The sequence below is a fragment of the Paraburkholderia sp. RAU2J genome (assembly GCF_003634845.1).
In the GTDB taxonomy this organism is placed as follows: Bacteria; Pseudomonadota; Gammaproteobacteria; order Burkholderiales; family Burkholderiaceae; genus Paraburkholderia; species Paraburkholderia fynbosensis.
This window is the reverse complement of the sequence record NZ_RBXG01000001.1, coordinates 1139286-1156810: the sequence shown is the minus strand read 5'-3', so window position 1 is coordinate 1156810 and position 17525 is coordinate 1139286. Positions and strand designations below refer to the sequence as shown.

Annotated in this window: 17 protein-coding genes; 10 read left to right on the top strand and 7 right to left on the bottom strand. The window is 64.6% G+C overall.

The genetic code is table 11. From position 1 onward, the window contains the following. Positions 1–22 precede the first annotated feature (22 nt). Both B0G69_RS05450 and metF read left to right on the top strand, forming a co-directional pair. A complete protein-coding gene (locus B0G69_RS05450; protein ID WP_121315967.1) occupies positions 23–376 on the top strand; it encodes a phage holin family protein in 354 nt (117 codons plus the stop codon). Positions 377–387: 11 nt separating this feature from the next. Beyond that, positions 388–1218, top strand: coding sequence for a methylenetetrahydrofolate reductase [NAD(P)H] (gene metF, locus B0G69_RS05445; protein WP_121315966.1), 831 nt, complete (start codon positions 388–390; stop codon positions 1216–1218). Between the two features lie 57 nt (positions 1219–1275). Here metF and B0G69_RS05440 read toward each other — a convergent pair whose 3' ends face one another. Next, positions 1276–1908 (bottom strand): class I SAM-dependent methyltransferase, encoded by a 633-nt coding sequence (locus tag B0G69_RS05440; protein ID WP_121315965.1) that lies wholly within the window; start codon positions 1906–1908, stop codon positions 1276–1278. Between the two features lie 174 nt (positions 1909–2082). Between B0G69_RS05440 and B0G69_RS05435 the strand changes: the two genes are divergently transcribed. From B0G69_RS05435 to B0G69_RS05405, 7 genes are all read left to right on the top strand, one after another. After that, positions 2083–3726 carry an ABC transporter substrate-binding protein gene (locus B0G69_RS05435; RefSeq protein ID WP_121315964.1) on the top strand — a complete coding sequence of 548 codons (1644 nt, stop codon included), beginning with the start codon at positions 2083–2085 and terminating at the stop codon, positions 3724–3726. Positions 3727–3921: 195 nt separating this feature from the next. Then, positions 3922–5550, top strand: a complete 1629-nt coding sequence (locus B0G69_RS05430) for an ABC transporter substrate-binding protein (RefSeq protein ID WP_121315963.1) — start codon at positions 3922–3924, stop codon at positions 5548–5550. Between the two features lie 150 nt (positions 5551–5700). Beyond that, positions 5701–6711 carry an ABC transporter permease subunit gene (locus tag B0G69_RS05425; RefSeq protein ID WP_121315962.1) on the top strand — a complete coding sequence of 337 codons (1011 nt, stop codon included), beginning with the start codon at positions 5701–5703 and terminating at the stop codon, positions 6709–6711. Positions 6712–6801: 90 nt separating this feature from the next. Beyond that, the gene (locus B0G69_RS05420; protein WP_121319122.1) at positions 6802–7719 is read left to right on the top strand and encodes an ABC transporter permease subunit; all 918 of its coding nucleotides are present in this window, start codon (positions 6802–6804) and stop codon (positions 7717–7719) included. Position 7720: 1 nt separating this feature from the next. Continuing rightward, on the top strand, positions 7721–8725 hold the full coding sequence (locus B0G69_RS05415) for an ABC transporter ATP-binding protein (RefSeq protein ID WP_121315961.1): 1005 nt from the start codon (positions 7721–7723) through the stop codon (positions 8723–8725). Further along, the gene (locus B0G69_RS05410) at positions 8722–9741 is read left to right on the top strand and encodes a peptide ABC transporter ATP-binding protein (RefSeq protein WP_121315960.1); all 1020 of its coding nucleotides are present in this window, start codon (positions 8722–8724) and stop codon (positions 9739–9741) included. The genes B0G69_RS05415 and B0G69_RS05410 overlap by 4 nt, the downstream gene beginning before the upstream one ends. Further along, complete coding sequence (locus tag B0G69_RS05405; protein WP_121315959.1) at positions 9734–10894, top strand: TraB/GumN family protein; 1161 nt, start codon at positions 9734–9736, stop codon at positions 10892–10894. The genes B0G69_RS05410 and B0G69_RS05405 overlap by 8 nt, the downstream gene beginning before the upstream one ends. Before the next feature lie 22 nt (positions 10895–10916). On the opposite strand, the gene B0G69_RS05400 is transcribed toward B0G69_RS05405, so the two are convergent. The 3 genes from B0G69_RS05400 to B0G69_RS05390 all read right to left on the bottom strand — a co-directional run bounded on the left by B0G69_RS05400 (position 10917) and on the right by B0G69_RS05390 (position 14621). Then, positions 10917–12710, bottom strand: a complete 1794-nt coding sequence (locus B0G69_RS05400; protein WP_121315958.1) for a tetratricopeptide repeat protein — start codon at positions 12708–12710, stop codon at positions 10917–10919. 208 nt (positions 12711–12918) lie between these two features. Beyond that, positions 12919–13875 (bottom strand): DUF979 domain-containing protein, encoded by a 957-nt coding sequence (locus B0G69_RS05395; RefSeq protein ID WP_121315957.1) that lies wholly within the window; start codon positions 13873–13875, stop codon positions 12919–12921. Beyond that, positions 13872–14621, bottom strand: coding sequence for a DUF969 domain-containing protein (locus tag B0G69_RS05390; protein WP_121319120.1), 750 nt, complete (start codon positions 14619–14621; stop codon positions 13872–13874). Before B0G69_RS05390 ends, B0G69_RS05395 begins: the two co-directional genes overlap by 4 nt. Before the next feature lie 69 nt (positions 14622–14690). Between B0G69_RS05390 and B0G69_RS40570 the strand changes: the two genes are divergently transcribed. Further along, positions 14691–14987: a hypothetical protein gene (locus B0G69_RS40570; RefSeq protein WP_147440696.1), complete on the top strand. Its 297-nt coding sequence runs from the start codon at positions 14691–14693 to the stop codon at positions 14985–14987. Here B0G69_RS40570 and pxpA read toward each other — a convergent pair. From pxpA to pxpB, 3 genes are read right to left on the bottom strand one after another with little or no spacing between them, the layout of a single operon-like run. Then, on the bottom strand, positions 14960–15712 hold the full coding sequence (gene pxpA, locus B0G69_RS05385) for a 5-oxoprolinase subunit PxpA (protein ID WP_121315956.1): 753 nt from the start codon (positions 15710–15712) through the stop codon (positions 14960–14962). The genes B0G69_RS40570 and pxpA overlap by 28 nt on opposite strands. Before the next feature lie 19 nt (positions 15713–15731). Then, entirely contained in the window at positions 15732–16784 is a 1053-nt protein-coding gene (locus B0G69_RS05380; protein ID WP_121315955.1) for a biotin-dependent carboxyltransferase family protein, read from the bottom strand. Continuing rightward, positions 16781–17434, bottom strand: coding sequence for a 5-oxoprolinase subunit PxpB (gene pxpB, locus B0G69_RS05375; RefSeq protein ID WP_121315954.1), 654 nt, complete (start codon positions 17432–17434; stop codon positions 16781–16783). The genes B0G69_RS05380 and pxpB overlap by 4 nt, the downstream gene beginning before the upstream one ends. Between the last annotated feature and the right edge of the window lie 91 nt (positions 17435–17525).

Here is a 17525-nt window from a genome sequence, read left to right as displayed (position 1 = left end):
TCCTGCCGACAAGGAGCTCTACATGACCGTGCTGTTGACCTGGCTGATCAACGCGCTTGCGCTGCTGATCATCACCTATCTCGTTCCGTCGATCCATATCCGCAGCTTCGGCACCGCCTTGCTGGTCGCGGTGGTGCTCGGGTTGATCAACACGATCCTGCGCCCGGTGCTGATCCTGCTGACGCTGCCCGTCACGATTCTCACGCTCGGACTCTTCATTCTGGTGGTCAATGCGCTGTGCTTCTGGCTGTGCGCGTCGCTGCTGAAGGGCTTCGAAGTGTCGGGATTCTGGTCGGCGTTCTTCGGCTCGATTCTGTACAGCATCGTTTCGTGGCTGCTGTCCGCGCTCATTTTCGGCAACCGCAGTTTAGGTTGACTTACTGAATCATGAACCCGATCGAACTTTCATTCGAATTCTTCCCGCCGAAAACGCAGGAAGGCGTCGACAAGCTGCGCGCCACGCGCGCACAACTCGCGTCGCTCAAGCCCAAGTTCGTGTCCGTCACGTTCGGCGCCGGCGGCTCGACGCAACAGGGCACGCTCGATACCGTCGTCGACATGGCGAAGGAAGGGCTCGAGGCGGCGCCGCACCTGTCGTGCATCGGCTCGTCGAAAGAGAGCCTGCGCGCGATCCTCAACGAGTACCGCAAGCATGGCATTCGCCACATCGTCGCGCTGCGCGGCGATCTGCCGTCCGGCATGGGCGAAGTCGGCGAATTGCGTTACGCGTCGGAACTGGTGAGCTTCATCCGCGCCGAGTTCGGCGACTGGTTCTGGATCGAGGTGGCCGGCTATCCGGAATACCATCCGCAGTCGCGCTCGCCGCGTCACGATCTGGAAAACTTCGCGAACAAGGTGAGGGCAGGCGCCAATTCGGCGATCACGCAGTACTTCTTTAACGCCGACGCGTATTTCCGTTTCGTAGACGACGCGCGCAAGCTCGGCGTCGATGTGCCGATCGTGCCGGGCATCATGCCGATCACGAACTTCTCGCAGCTGATGCGCTTCTCCGAAATGTGCGGCGCCGAAGTGCCGCGCTGGATCGCGCGCCGGCTGGAGAGCTTCGGCGACGACCGCGAGTCGATTCGCGCGTTCGGGCTCGATGTGGTGACGGACCTCTGCCAGCGGCTGATCGACGCGAAGGTACCGGGGCTGCATTTCTATACCCTGAACGGTGCCGCGGCGACCAAGGCGATCTGCGAACGGCTCGGCGCGTGATCAAGCCGTCAAGCAGCAGCCCATGAAAAATCCGCGCGGCTGCAACGGCCGCGCGGACTAATCCGATACCTTGCGCACGTAGAGCTGATACAACGGCGCGGACAGCACTTCCAGCTTGCGGAAGTTCAGATTGACGAACGCGTCGATCGCGGGCTTCGGGCAACGCAGCGGGTCTTTCCCTGACGGCAACTGCTCCGACCACAGGTAGTCGTCGAACACGATGATGCCGCCCACCTTCAAGAGCCTGAAGCCAAGCACGGCATCGGCCAGCACGTCGGCCGCCTGGTGCGACCCGTCGACGTACACGAAGTCGAAGTAACCCTTCCTGCCCGCGGCGATCAAACGCGCGAGGCATTCGTCCGAGTACCCCTTGTGTGCCGTGAGCTGCGCGCGGCCCGGATATTTGCCGGCCGCGAGCGTCACATTGCGATGAAAGCGCGCCTCGACCGCGCTCATGTCGGCCGGCGCGACGCCGCCGGCCTGGTGCTCGATGCCGCCTTCCCAGCTATCGATGCAATGCAGCTCGATGGGCTGGTACGGCGCCAGCGTGTCGATCAGATAGCAGGCGCTCGCGCCTTCGTACGAACCGATTTCGAGAATCCTCGCGGGCGCATGGTGCGTCATCAATTGGTCCCACACGCCTTTGGCGAGGGTGTCGAACCAGTTGTTGGTGAATTGGTACGAGGTCATGATGCCAATTAAAGGATCGCCTAAATCATCCATTATCACGCGCTGGTTATTTCAAAAAAGATCGCCGCGCGCATACGCTGCGCCGCGCGCGACGTGGTAAGTCCCTGTTGAAGCTCATTTTTGTGCTGTCTATGATCGAAGCGCAGCCGACCCGGCTGCTGTGCGGAGAACAATATGACAGTGTCACAGAGGCTGTTTGCGCTTCACCAGTTCTGCCTGCCCGCTCTTGCCGCTTTCGCGCTCGCCGCGAGCGGCATGGCGCCCGTCGCGTCACACGCGGCCACGCTGCCCGACAAGACCCTCGTGTTCTGCTCCGAAGGCAGCCCGGCGGGCTTCGACACCGCGCAATACACGACGAGCGTGGAATTCAGCGCCGGCTCGTACACGGTCTACAACCGGCTGATCGAGTTCGCGCACGGCAGCACCGATATCGAGCCGGGCCTCGCCGAAAAATGGGAGGTGTCGCCGGACGGCCTGACCTATACGTTCCATCTGCGCCACGGCGTGAAGTTCCAGACGACGTCGTTCTTCAAGCCGACGCGCGAATTCAACGCCGACGACGTCGTCTTCACCTACGAGCGAATGCTCGATCCCGATCAGCCATTCCGCAAGGCGTACGCGGTGCCGTTTCCGTATTTCACCGATCTCGGCCTGGCCAAAAACATCACGAAGATCGAGAAGGTCGATCCCTACACGGTGCGCTTCACGTTGAAGGAAGTCGACGCGCCGTTCCTGCAGCAAATCGCGATGCCGTTCGCGTCGATCCTGTCGGCCGAATATGCGGATCAATTATTGAAGGCGGGCAAGGCGTCCGATATCAATCAATATCCGGTCGGCACCGGCCCATTCATTTTCCGCAGCTACACGAAGGACGACACGATTCGCTTCGACGGCAATCCCGATTACTGGAAGCCGGGCGTGGTCAAAGTCAGCAAACTGATATTCGCGATTACCGTCGATCCCGCGGTGCGTCTGCAGAAGTTGAAACGCGGCGAATGCCAGGTGATGTCGTATCCGCGGCCCGCCGATATTCCGGCGGTCAAAGCCGACGCATCGCTTGCGATGCCGAACGAGGTGGGTTTCAACCTCGGCTATATCGCGTACAACACCACGAAAAAGCCGCTCGACAATGTGCTGGTGCGCCGCGCGCTCGATATGTCGATTCACAAGAAAGCGATTATCGACTCGGTCTATCAGGGCGCCGGCCAGCCGGCAACCAACCCGATGCCGCCGACGCAATGGGGTTACGACAAAAGCCTGAAAGACGCGCCATACGACGTCGAAAAGGCGAAAGCGCTGCTGAAACAGGCGGGTTATCCCGACGGCTTCGACCTGACGCTGTGGGCGATGCCGGTGCAACGCCCGTATAACCCGAACGCGCGGCTGATGGCGGAAATGCTGCAGGCCGATTGGGCGAAGATCGGCGTGAAGGTGAAGATCGGCACTTATGAATGGGGCGAGTACATTCGCCGCGGCCATCAGGGCGAGCATGAAGCGATGCTGATTGGCTGGACCGGCGATTATGGCGATCCGGATAACTGGCTCGCGGTATTGCTGGGTTGCGACGCGGTGAATGGCAGTAACTTTTCCAAATGGTGCTACAAACCTTACGACGATCTGATCAAAAAAGGCCGCGGCACCACCGATATGGCGGAGCGCACTAAAGTCTATATGCAGGCTCAGGAAATCTTTAAAGACCAGGTGCCATTTACGCCGATCGCCCATTCCACCGTGTATCAGCCGATCAGCAAGAACGTGGTGGGTTTCAAGATCGACCCGTTCGGCCCGACGCAGTTCATGAACGTCGGCCTCAAATAAGCGCGGCGGGCCGTCTTTTTGCTGCACTTGCCCGCTGAAGCCGCACGCTCCGGCCCTCGCCGGCGTGCGGCTGTCTTTATGCACGAAGTGTTTCCGATCGTCAACGGGGGGAATTTCCTCCGCTTGTTGCCGCGAGCCAAGCTCAAGTAAGATCGCGCTACGCTGGCGGGAGCCGGCCCTGAACCTGGAGGAAACATGAAGCAAAACAACCTGTTGCGCGCCGCGCGTGTTACGACGCTCGTCGCTGCTGCAGTGGCATCGCTGGTGGGCGCGAACAACGCGCGCGCCGAGATTCCGAACAAAACGCTCGTCTACTGCTCAGAAGGCAGCCCCGCGGGTTTCGATCCCGCTCAATACACGACGGGTGTCGACTTCACGGCCAACACGTTCACCGTTTATAACCGTCTCGTCGAATTCGAACGCGGCGGCACCAAGGTCGAGCCGGGTCTCGCTGAAAAGTGGGATGTGTCGCCCGACGGCAAGGTTTACACGTTCCATCTGCGCCACGGCGTCAAGTTCCAGACCACGCCGTTCTTCAAGCCGACGCGCGAATTCAACGCCGACGACGTCGTGTTCTCGTTCCAGCGCATGCTGGACCCGAACCAGCCGTTCCGTAAGGCCTATCCGGTGCAGTTCCCGTACTTCACCGACATGGGTCTCGACAAGCTGATCACCAGCGTCGAAAAGGTCGACCCGTACACGGTCAAGTTCACGCTGAAGGAAGTCAACGCGCCGTTCATCCAGAATCTGGCGATGGAATACGCGTCGATCCTGTCGGCCGAATATGCGGACAAGCTGCTGAAGGCCGGCAAGGCGGCCGACATCAACCAGTTCCCGGTCGGCACGGGCCCGTTCATCTTCCGCAGCTACACGAAGGACGCGACGATCCGCTTCGACGGCAATCCTGACTACTGGAAGCCGAACGCGGTGAAGATCTCGAAGCTGATCTTCTCGATCACGCCGGACGCCGGCGTGCGCGTGCAGAAAATCAAGCGCGACGAATGCCAGGTGATGAGCTATCCGCGTCCGGCCGACATCGCGCCGCTGAAGGCCGAGGCGAACATCGACATGCCGTCGCAGCCGGGCTTCAACCTCGGCTACCTCGCGTACAACGTGACGCACAAGCCGGTCGACAAGGTCGAAGTGCGTCAGGCGCTCGACATGGCAATCAACAAGAAGGCGATCGTCGAATCGGTGTACCAGGGCGCAGGTCAACTCGCCACGAATCCGATGCCGCCGACCCAATGGTCGTTCTACAAGGATCTGAAGGCCGCGCCTTACGATCCGACCCAGGCCAAGGCGTTGCTCGCGAAGGCCGGCTATCCGAACGGCTTCGACCTCACGCTGTGGGCGATGCCCGTGCAGCGCGCGTACAACCCGAACGCCCGTCTGATGGCGGAAATGATCCAGGCCGACTGGGCCAAGATCGGCGTGAAGGCGAAGATCGTCACGTATGAATGGGGTGAGTACATCAAGCGCGCACACGCGGGCGAAGATGACACGATGCTGATCGGCTGGACCGGTGACAACGGCGATCCGGACAACTGGCTCGGCACGCTGCTCGGCTGCGAAGCGGTGAACGGCAACAACTTCTCGAAGTGGTGCTACAAGCCGTTCGACGATCTGATCCAGAAGGGCCGCGTGACGTCCGACGTGGCCGGACGTACCAAGGCATACATCGAGGCGCAGCGGATCTTCGCGCAGCAACTGCCGTTCTCGCCGATTGCTCACTCGACGGTCTACCAGCCGGTCAGCAAGAAGGTGGTTGACATGCGCATCGAACCGCTCGGCTACGCGCGCTTCGACGGCGTGAGTGTCAAGTAAGCTGGGGCATCAGCCTGCAAGCAAGCCGTAAATTTCGCGCAGTACGCTTTTCGCACGGTTAGAAAACTGGTCGAAATGGTCCGGCGACCGGGGTCACAAGCCCTCGTCGCCGGTTGCGTTTTTTCTTCATCAAGACCATAGGGACGAACCATGTTCCGCTTTGTTTTGCGCCGCGTCGGCATGGTGATACCGACGTTCATCGGCATCACGATCCTCGCGTTCGCGCTGATTCACCTGATACCGGGCGACCCCATCGAAGTGATGATGGGCGAGCGCGGTGTCGATCCCGCGATGCACGCCGCGGCGATGCACCGCCTCGGGCTCGACGAACCCCTGCCGATGCAGTACGTCCATTACATTGGCCGCGCGCTGCACGGTGATCTCGGCACTTCGATCATCACCAACACGAGTGTGATGGGCGAATTCCTCGCACGCTTTCCCGCTACCGTCGAACTGTCGCTCTGCGCGATGCTGTTCGCGCTGATCGTCGGCCTCCCGGCGGGCGTGTTCGCCGCGCTCCGGCGCGGCACGGTGGTCGATCACGGCGTGATGGGCACCGCGCTCACCGGCTACTCGATGCCGATCTTCTGGTGGGGCTTGATCCTCATCATGGTGTTCTCGGTGAAGCTCGGCTGGACGCCGGTGTCGGGCCGTATCGCGGTCGAATACGACATTCCGCACGTGACCGGCTTCATGCTCATCGACGCGATGATGTCCACCGACGAAGGCGCGTTCAAATCCGCGCTGAGCCATCTGATCCTGCCGGCGATCGTGCTCGGCACGATTCCTTTGGCCGTGGTCGCGCGCATGACACGTTCGTCGATGCTCGAAGTGCTGCGCGAGGACTACATCCGCACCGCGCGCGCGAAGGGCTTGTCGCCTGGGCGCGTGATCGTCGTGCATGCGTTGCGCAATGCGCTGATTCCCGTCGTGACGGTGATCGGCCTGCAGGTCGGCACGCTGCTCGCGGGCGCGGTGCTGACCGAGACGCTGTTCTCGTGGCCGGGTATCGGCAAATGGCTGATCGACGCGATCGGCCGGCGCGACTATCCGGTCGTGCAGGGCGGTATCCTGATGATCGCCACGCTGGTGATCGTCGTGAACCTCGTCGTCGATCTGTTGTACGGCGTGCTCAACCCACGCATCCGCCATACGAGGTGAAAATATGAACCCCCACGCTCACTCACGTTCGCTGCCCCCCGCGGGGGCACATGCCTCCCTTGAGGCGGCTCTGCGGGAGGCATGACGACCATGGCAGACATACAAAACACAGTCCCTCAGGCAGTCACTCCGCCAAGCGGCCGCGCCATCGCGGCCCGTGAATTCTGGGCCAACTTCTCGCACAACCGTGGCGCGGTCGGCGCAGGTGTCATCGTGCTCGTGCTGATCTTCGTCGCGATCTTCGCGCCGTTGATCGCGCCGCACAGCCCGATCGAGCAATATCGCGACTTCGTGAAGATTCCGCCCGCGTGGCTCGACGGCGGCAACTGGAAGTTCATTCTCGGTACCGACGAAGCGGGCCGCGACATCCTCTCGCGTCTGATGTACGGCGCGCGGCTGTCGTTCTGGATCGGCTTCGTGTCGGTGGTGCTCGCGCTGATTCCGGGCATCGTGCTCGGCCTGATCGCGGCGTTCTTCGAGAAGTGGGCCGACACGCCGATCATGCGCATCATGGACGTGCTGCTCGCGTTGCCGTCGCTGCTGCTCGCGGTCGCGGTGGTCGCGATCATCGGCCCCGGTCTCGTCAACACGATGCTCGCGATCGCGATCGTCGCGCTGCCGGGTTATGTGCGTTTGACGCGCGCATCGGCGCAGGGCGAGTTGCAGAAGGAGTACGTGACGGCTTCGCGCGTAGCGGGCGCCGGCACCTTGCGGCTGATGTTCTCGCAAGTGCTGCCGAACTGCACCGCGCCGCTGATCGTGCAAGCCACGCTCGGTTTTTCGTCGGCGATTCTCGATGCCGCCGCGCTCGGCTTTCTCGGGCTCGGCGTGCAGCCGCCGTCGGCGGAGTGGGGTGCGATGCTGGCCTCGGCGCGCGATTACATCGACAGCGCCTGGTGGATCGTCACCATGCCTGGCCTGTCCATCCTGATCTCGGTGCTCGCGATCAATCTGCTCGGCGACGGGCTGCGCGACGCACTCGACCCCAAACTGAAACGGATGGCATGACATGGCTAATTTATTGACCATCCGCAATCTGGCGGTGAATTTCAACGGTCTGCCCGCGGTCGACCGCATCAACCTCGACGTCGCGCCGGGCGAAGTAGTCGGCGTGGTCGGCGAATCGGGCTCGGGCAAGAGTGTCACGATGATGGCGCTGATGGGCCTGATCGACGCGCCCGGCAAAGTCACCGCCGACGAGATCACCTTCAACGGCAGGAGCCTGCTGAATGCATCGGCGAAGGAGCGCCGCAAGATCATCGGCAAGGACATCGCGATGGTGTTCCAGGATGCGCTCACGAGTCTGAATCCGAGCTACACGGTCGGCTATCAGATCAAGGAAGTGCTGAAGCTGCACGAAGGCCTGCGCGGCAGCGCGCTCGACAAACGCGCGCTCGAACTGCTCGACCAGGTAGGCATTCCCGATCCGAAAGGCCGCATCGGTTCGTTCCCGCATCAGATGTCGGGCGGCATGAACCAGCGCGTGATGATCGCGATGGCGATTGCCTGCAACCCGAAGCTGCTGATTGCCGACGAGCCGACCACCGCGCTCGACGTGACGATCCAGGCGCAGATCATGGAACTGCTGATCAAGCTGCAGAAGGAGCGCGGCATGGCACTCGTGCTGATCTCGCACGACCTCGCGGTGGTGTCCGAGGTCGCGCAGCGCGTCGCGGTCATGTACGCTGGCGAAGTGATCGAAACGAACCAGGTCCCGGACATCTTCGCGGCGCCCCATCATCCGTACACGGAAGCGTTGCTGGCGGCGATTCCCGAGCACAACGTCGGCGCGGTGCGGCTGGCGGCGTTGCCGGGCATGGTGCCGGGGCGCGACGATCGCCCGAAAGGGTGCCTGTTCGCGCCGCGCTGCAAGTACGTGGTCGACGACTGCATGAAGGCGCGGCCCGCGCTTGCGCCGATGCAAGGTCACGCCGAAGTGGCGCGCGTGCGCTGCATCAAACCCCTGAACCTGAGCGGCGACGCCAACGTTCACACCCGTGGAGGCGCACGATGAACGCAGTACTCGAAACGCGGCGCCAGTCGAAACCTACGGGTGATCACGTGCTGGTCGCCGACCAGCTCGCGCGGTACTACACGGTCAAGCGCGGCATGTTCGCGTCGGGCACGGTGAAGGCGCTCAACGGCGTGTCGTTCGCGCTGGAACGCGGCCGGACGCTCGCGGTGGTCGGCGAATCCGGCTGCGGTAAGTCCACGCTTGCGCGTCAACTGACGATGATCGAAACGCCCACGGCCGGGCGTCTGCTGATCGACGGCGAGGACGTGGCGGGCGCCGATCACGCGAAGATCGCGGCGCTGCGGCGGCGCGTGCAGATGGTGTTCCAGAACCCGTTCGCGTCGCTCAATCCGCGCAAGACCGTCGAGCAGACGCTCGGCGAGCCGCTCGCGATCAACACGCAATTGAGCGCCACCGAGCGCGCCGAACGGATCGCGCAGATGATGCGCACCGTCGGCCTGCGTCCGGAGCATGCGAAGCGCTATCCGCATATGTTCTCCGGCGGCCAGCGGCAGCGCGTGGCGATTGCGCGCGCGATGATTCTCGATCCGCAGATCGTGGTCGCCGACGAACCGGTGTCGGCGCTCGACGTGTCGATCCAGGCGCAGATCCTGAACCTGTTCATGGACCTGCAGGAGCAGTTCAAGACCAGCTACGTGTTCATCTCGCACAATTTGTCCGTGGTCGAGCATATCGCCGACGATGTGATGGTGATGTACTTCGGCGGCGTGGCCGAACTCGGCGACAAGCAGCGGATTTTCTCGAAACCGCGCCATCCGTACACGCGGGCGTTGATGTCGGCGACGCCTTCGATTTTCGAGGCGGATCGCAGCATCAAGATCAAGCTGCAAGGTGAAATGCCGTCGCCATTGAATCCGCCTTCGGGTTGCACGTTCCACCAGCGCTGCCCGTATGTGATCGACCGCTGCCGCAGTGAGGAGCCGAAGCTGCGCGAAGTGGATGGCCGTCAGGTGTCGTGTCACCGCGCCGAGGAGGTGGGGGACGTGGATGCCTGATGCGGTAGCGGCGCGTCGTCTTGCGCGCCGCTTGCGTGATGGCGGCTGCGGTGCTGCTTTCGCGCGGCGCCGGCGAGCGCGTGCACTGAACGGTGCCGCGCTCGTGGGCGTGTGTTGTGCTCTTTGTCTCGGCTCCGCACCCGCCGAGCTCGCGCATGCGGCGGGCGCGGCGGCTACCGCGCCGGCCCAGGCGGGGCGCCCGGCGGTGCCGGTGCCCGGCATGCAGACGCCGCCGCGCGCGAGCGTGCCGGGCTTCAATCCGCCGCCGCCGTCGCCTGCGCCGCCCGGCACCACCGCGAGCGGTCCGGTACGCACGCAGCCGGCGCGCATGCCGTTCTATGTCGCCACGCGCGGCACGACCACGATCTACGTGCTGGGCACGCTGCATGTCGGCGACCCCGCCGACTATCCCGCCGCCCAGCCGTTCCGGCCGCCGATCCTCGCCGCGCTGGCCGCCTCCCCGACGCTGGCGCTCGAACTCTCCCCCGACGAACTGCTGATCTCGCAGGACGACGTGTCGAAGTACGGCGTGTGCAAGCGCGACTGTCTGCCGAGCTCGTTGCCGGAACCGTTGTGGCACAAGCTGGCGTTGCGTCTGCGCGGCAATCCCGCCGCGCTCGATGCGATCAAGAAGATGCGGCCCTGGCTCGCCTCGCTGGTGGTCGAAACCTACGATTCGCTGAGCGCCGGCCTGCAGACCGAGTACGGCACGGAAGCGCAACTGCAGAACGTGTATCTGGAGACGCGCGGCAAGATCGTCGGACTCGAAACGCTGCGGCAGCAGATGCGCGCGTTCACGGGTCTCTCGCTTGCGCAGCAGCGCGAAATGCTCGCGCAGGACCTGGTGCAGACGCCCGCGCAAAACGTCGCGGATGTGCGCGCGCTGCATCGGCTGTGGCGGGTCGGCGATGCCGATGCGATCGCCGCGTGGCAGGCCGCGAAATCCGAAAATCTGGCGCGCGACCAGCGGATCTCCGCCTCGATCGACAACAGGATCGTCTATGAGCGCAACCGGCGCTTCGTGTCGCGGATGCTGCAGATCGCCGCGCCGAACAAGCCGGTGTTCGTTGCGATCGGCGCGCTGCATCTGGGCGGACCCAAGGGCGTATTGCAGCTTTTGCGGCAGCGCGGGTTCGTGGTGGAGCCGGGTTGAGCCGGGTTGAGCCGCGGTGGTCCTATTGCCGTTGCAGAGCCTGCGCGACTTCCGCCACCACCGCCTCCCAGTCTCCCATCGTCTTTTGCCTGAACAACCTCATTCCCGGATACCACGGCGTATCGTTGCGCGCTTGCAGCCAGCGCCAGTCGGCGTTGGCGGGCAGTAGCAGCCACACCGGCTTGCCCAGCGCGGCCGCCAGATGCGCGACGCCGGTATCGACAGCGATCACCAGATCGAGCAGCATGATCAGCGCGGCGGTCTCGTCGAAGCTGGTCAGATCGGCGGTGAAATCGCGTGCGCGGAACACTGGCGGCGCGTCGGCCAATTGCGCGTGTGCCGCGCCTTTCTGCAGTGGATACCACACGATGTTCTTCAACCCGCTCAACGCGCTCAGGTCCGCCAGCGTCATCGAGCGGTAGCGGTCGTTGCCGAACGTGGGACTGCCGGCCCATACCAGGCCTACTTTGCGTTTCAATTTATTGACGGGGCCCAACCGCTGGCGCCATGCCTTGAGCTTCGCCTTGTCGGCGAACAGGTAGGGCAGTTCGGCGGGAATGGTGTCGATCCCGGTGCCGAGGCGGGACGGCACGCTCATCATCGGCACCCAAAAATCGTACTCGCCATCGGGCTTGCCGCTGAACGCGCGATTCACGCCCGGTATCCGTTCGACCAACGGCAGCAACAGCTCGCGCACGCGGAGGTCGACCGTCGCGCCGCGCGCCTGCAGCACGCGCGCAAAGCGCAGGAACTGGAAGTGGTCGCCGAAACCCTGTTCGCCGACCACCAGCAGACGCCGTCCGTCGAGCGGCTCGCCACGCCATTCGGCGACGCCAGGCACTGCGATCGCGTCGTAGTCCCGCTTGCGCCAGCGCAGCGCGAACTCCGCCCAGCCTTGCCTGTAATCGCCGCGCTTGAGCAGCAGCCACGCGAGATTCTGATGCGCATCCGCGTAGTGAGGATCGAGCGCGAGCGCCTCGCGATACAAGCCTTCTTCTTCGCCGTCTTCTTTCAGCCGGCCTTGCGCGGCCAGCGAACCGCCGAGGCACACGAGGTGGGCCGGACTCGGCCTGAGCGCGACCGCGCGCCGGTAATGCGCTTCGGCCCCCGCATAGTCGCCGAGCCGGCCAATCAGGCTGCCCAGATTGACGTGCGCCTCGACATAATCCGCGCGCAACGCGAGCGCCCGCTCGAAACTGGCGAGGGCAGCGTCGTGACGGCCTTGCGCTTGATACGCATTGCCCGCGTTGAAATGCGCTTCGGCCATGTTCGGGTCGAGCGCAAGCACGGCGCGATAGCTCGCGAGCGCTTCGTCGAAACGGCCGAGCTTGCTCAGCACCGTGCCGAGGTTCAGATGCGCGTCGATCATCGCGGGGTTCGACGCCAGCGCGAGCCGGTATTGCTCGAGCGCTTCGTTCAGCGCGCCTTGCGCTTGCAGCGCGACACCGAAGTTGTTGCGCGCGTCGGCGAAATCCGGCTGGAGTTGCAGCGCCTGGTCGTAGCAGATCGTGGCTTCGTCGAGGTGGCCGAGCGCGGCGGCCACGAGACCACGATTGCTCCAGCACGCGGCGTCGCGGCGATCGAGCTTGAGCGCCCGGCTCATCAGGCGAGCGGCGGTGTCGTGCTGGCCGCGCTGATAATGCAGCACGCCAAAGTAATGCAGCCCCTTCGCATGCGAGGGGTCGAGTGTGAGGGTTTGGCGGTAGAGTGCGTCGGCGGCGTCGAGCTGGCCTGCCTGGTGCGCGGCCAGCGCGGCGTCGATCAACGAGGTGACGTGGGTGGCGGAGCCGCCGTCGCGGCGGGATGGATGTTCCATGGACACCTGCAGAGGATCGCAAGCGGCGCGCGCTGCACGCACCGGCGCGTGGGATGGGAGACCATCCGCGATCTTAGGTGCCGCCCCCGGTTCCGACGATCGGACGCTTCTTAATTCGGTCGCGTACGATCAGCAACGAGTGCTTGAGCGACGCATCACAGCTGCGCGCTGTGATGCGTCGGCGTAGACCGCCTTGAACGCAGGCGTCCTATAAAAACATCAGAAAATTCAGCAGCAGGATGTTGATGACCAGCAAGGGCAGCGCGGTGGGAATCTGCACCTTGATCACCGCGTTCTTGTCCGGCAGTTCGAGCAGCGCGGCTGGCACCATGTTGAAGTTCGCGGCCATCGGCGTCATCAGCGTGCCGCAGTAGCCGGAGAACATGCCGATCGCGACCATCACGGCCGGATTGCCGTGAAACACGCCGACCAGAATCGGCACGCCGACGCCGCCCGTCATCACCGGGAACGCGGCGAAGCCGTTGCCCATCACCATCGTAAAGAGCGCCATGCCGATGCAGTACACGGCCACCGCGACGAAGCGATAGTCGAGGCTGATGTAGGACGTGGTCACGTGCGCGACGGCCTTGCCGACACCCGCGTCGGAGAACACAAGGCCGAGCATGCCGAGCATCTGCGGCAGCACCGCGGCCCACGACAACGCATCGACCAGCCGGCGCGCTTCCTTCATCGACTGGCCGACGGTGTCGCGCGTCATCACGCAGGCCACCGCGAGCGCGATCACGCAGCCGATGCCGAAACCGATCAGCGTGACGTTGGCCTTCTCGATCAGCGGCACGCCGCCGAACACCAGATGGCTCGCCGACAGCGTGATGATCACGGTGATGACCGGAATCGTCAGCGCGGGCACGAACAGCTTGTTACCCAGACGCGCGGCGCTTGCCTTGCGCGCGTCGAGCGACAGCGTTTTCGGCCTGGCCGCGGTGACGCCGCCGAAACCGGCGATCAGCGCCATCACGATCACCGCGACGCCAACCACCGCCGGCGGCAGCCGGTCGCCGATCAGAAAGATCAGCGCATAGAGAATCCAGAAGCCTCCTGCGGTGAGACGGCGCGGATGCGTCCTGTCGGTGACGATCATGCCGCCGACGATCAGCAGCACCACGCCCAGCAGCCAGAACAGATAGGTGATCGTAAACGTCATGCTTTGTCTCCCGCTGCGGATTGCGTCGACGACACGGCAGCGCTGCCGCCCTTGGCATGGCCGCGCAGTTCGCGTTCGAGCCGGCGGTCGAGCAGATACAGCCGGAAGCCGTGCACGATGAACGCGCAGATCGCGGTCGGAATGCCCCACACCGCGACGTGAATCGGCTCGACGACGATGCCCGCTTCCTTCAGGAAGGTCGTCATCAGCACGATCGCGCCGAACGCGACGAAGATGTCCTCGCCGAAGAAGAGGCCCACGTTGTCGGTGGCCGCGGCGTACGCGCGCAATTTGAAACGCACCGCGTCGCTGATCTTGCCGAAGCGCGTTTCGGCCGCGCCTTCGGCCATCGGCGCGATCAGCGGGCGCACCATCTGCGGATGCCCGCCGAGCCCGGTCAGGCCGACCGCGGCGGTCAGCTCGCGCACCAGCAGATAGACGATCAGCAAGCGCCCCGCGGTGGCGGCCTTGATGCCGCCGATCCACGCTTGGGCGCGCTCGCGCAGCCCGTGCCGTTCGAGCAGGCCGATCACGGCGAGCGGCAAAAGAATGATCAGCGGGATGTTGCGCGTCTTGATGAAGCCGGTGCCGATCTGCGCGAGGATTTTTTCAGGCGGGAAGTGCGCGGCGAGACCGGTGACGATCGCGGCGACCGCGACGATCAGCATCGGATTGAACCGCAATAGAAAGCCGACGATGATGACGGCCACGCCGATGAGCGGCCATAGACTGACAGTTGACTGCATCAGGATCTCCAAACAGGGTTTCAACCTCGCCGCGGTTAGCGGCAGACGTGGGCCGGCGCGTGGTGTTCCATGCGCCGTCTTGGTGTTGCCACGGCTCTTGATGGCCGCGTTGCTTCGAACCGCGTACATCTGCACTTCAAACTGCACCTGCACCTGCACCTGCACCTGCACCTGCACCTGCACCTGCACCTGCACCTGCACCTGCACCTGCGTTCGCGGTTTGCCCGCCGGGTATTGCAACGCATCCTGCACCTGGCAAACGCCCCGCTCGAAAGCGGGGCGTTGGACGTGTCGCTGGAAGTGACTTGCGCTGTCTGTCTGGCCGCCGAAGCCGCCGCTCAGACGCGTGCGGCGTTGGCCGCGTGAACGTCGATGCCGGCAGCCTCCAGGGCGCCGCGAATGCGCCGCGCGAACGCCAGCGCATGCGGCCCGTCGCCGTGCAGACAGATGGTCTGCGCGTTCAGCGGCACCCATTGGCCGTCCACGGCCTGCACGCGCTGCTCGCGGATCATGGCGAGCGTGCGTTCGAGCACTTCGTTTTCATCGTCGAGCAGCGCGCCCGGTTCCTTGCGCGGCACCAGCGAGCCATCGGCGCGATAGCCACGGTCGGCGAACACTTCTTCGATCGCGACGAGACCCGCGTTGCGAGCCGCCGTCACGAGACCGCCGTTGGCGAGCGCGAACACGGCCACCGACGGATCGAAATCGTGCACCGCCGAAACGATCGCGTCGGCGATCTTCGCGTCGCGCGCGGCCTGGTTGTACAGCGCGCCATGCGGCTTGACGTGCGCGATGCGCCCGCCCTCGGCTTGGGCGATCGCCGACAGCGCGCCGAGTTGATACAGCACGCCCGCGTAAATCTCGCCGGCCGGCAGATCCATTTCCTTGCGGCCGAAATTCTCCGGGTCGTTGAAGCTCGGATGCGCGCCGATCGACACGCCTTTCTGCACCGCCCAGCGCACGCATTCGCGCATGACATTGGGACCGCCCGCGTGCCAGCCGCAGGCGATATTCGCCGAGCTGACGAGGTCGAGCAGCGCCTCGTCGGAGCCGCAGCCTTCGCCGAGGTCGGCGTTCAAATCGATTTCCATGGTGTTCCCCTACTGAGTGTTACAGCGCCGCGACGGCCGACGGGCGCGCGCAGCGTTCTTCATGCATCGCGATTGCGGCGTCGATCTGCCGCAAGTACGTACGTTCTTCCAGCAAAGCCTGGCGCGCTTCAAACAGCGTGGTCGGGATGAAGCGCACCGCGGCGTTCAGACGGACCTGCGCGAGTTTCCACAGATCGGCCTGGATCACCGCGCCGATCTTCGGATAGCCGCCGGTGGTTTGTGCGTCGCTCATCAATACGATCGGCTGGCCGTTCGGCGGCACCTGGATCGTGCCGGGCAGCACCGCGTGCGAGAGCAGGTCGGTTTTGCGGGTGCGTTCCAGTTCGACGCCGGCGAGGCGATAGCCCATGCGGTTGCTGTTCGGCGTGACGAGCCATTCGTCCGCCCAGAACGATTCGTGCGCGGCCTCGGTGAAGCTGTCGTAATCCGGGCCGCGCAGCACGCGGATCGGCACCGCCCACGGCACGCCTGACGGATGCCGGCCGCGCCGCAGCGGCTCGTGAACCAGCACGAACTTGCACCAGCTGGGCGCCTTCACGCCGAACTCCGGCGCCTCGGGCGTGAAGCCGACCTGGCCGCGCTGCTGCGGCACGCCGACCGGCAGGCGATCGCCGTCGCGCAGCGCGCGGCCGCCGAGTCCGCCGAAATGACCGGCGAGATCGGTGCTGCGCGAGCCGAGCATCGGCAGCACGTCGATGCCGCCCGCCACACTGACGTAGCCGCGCATGCCGCGTTTCGCCGCGTTCAGCACCAGCTCCTGGCCGGCTTGCACGGGCAGGCTCCACCACGAATAGACCGGCTTGCCGTCGAGCGTCGCGCCGAATTCGGTGCCGGTGATGGCGACCCGTGACGCGCGCAGAAAGCGCAGCACGGTCGGACCGAAGGTGATTTCCAGGCCGGCCGCGTCGGGCCGGTTGCCGACCAGCCGGTTGCCGACTTCGAGCGACAGCCGGTCGAGCGCGCCCCCCATCGCGACGCCCAGATGCCGTTGGCCGTGACGGCCGAGGTCCTGGATCGTGGTCAACAGACCTGCGCGAATCACATCGATCATGCATGTATCTCCGCGATGGTGAAGCGCACACGGTCGCCCGGCTGCAACAGGGTGGGCGGGCGGCGCGCCGGGTCAAACAGCGGCAGCTCGGTGCGGCCGATCAGCTGCCAGCCGCCGGGCGAGACGGCCGGATAGATGCCGGTCTGTTCTCCGCCAATGCCGACCGAGCCGGCCGGCACTTCCAGCCGCGGCGACGCGCGGCGCGGCGTATGCAAGGCGGCGTCGAGACCGCCCATGTACGCGAAGCCCGGCTGGAAGCCGAGGAAAAAGACCACGTACTCGCCAGCCGCGTGACGCTGCACGACCTCGCGCACGGTCAGACCCGTGTGATCGGCGACCGCCTGCAGATCCGGGCCGAACTCACCGCCGTACTGCACCGGAATTTCGACCTCGCGACCCGGCTCGGGCGTCTTGCCCGCGGCGTCCCACGCGGCCAGCAACTGTTCGCCGAGCGCGTCGCGATCGGCTTCGAGAGGATCGAACACGAGCGTCAGATTGTTCATGCCCGGCACGACCTCCAGCACATGCGGCCAGTCGCGCGCGAGCGCGGCGGCCGCCCACACGCGCCGCTGGCACGCCAGCGTGGCGGGCGGCGGCGCTTCGCAGACAAGCGCGGCATCGCCGAGCGGAAAGATTCTTGGTTGGCTCATGGCTTAACGGCCCAGGGCGGATGGCAGGAAGCGGGCACCGCAGACCCTTTGACGCGCAATCCGCGCCGGTATGCGGTAGTTGAAGCGTACA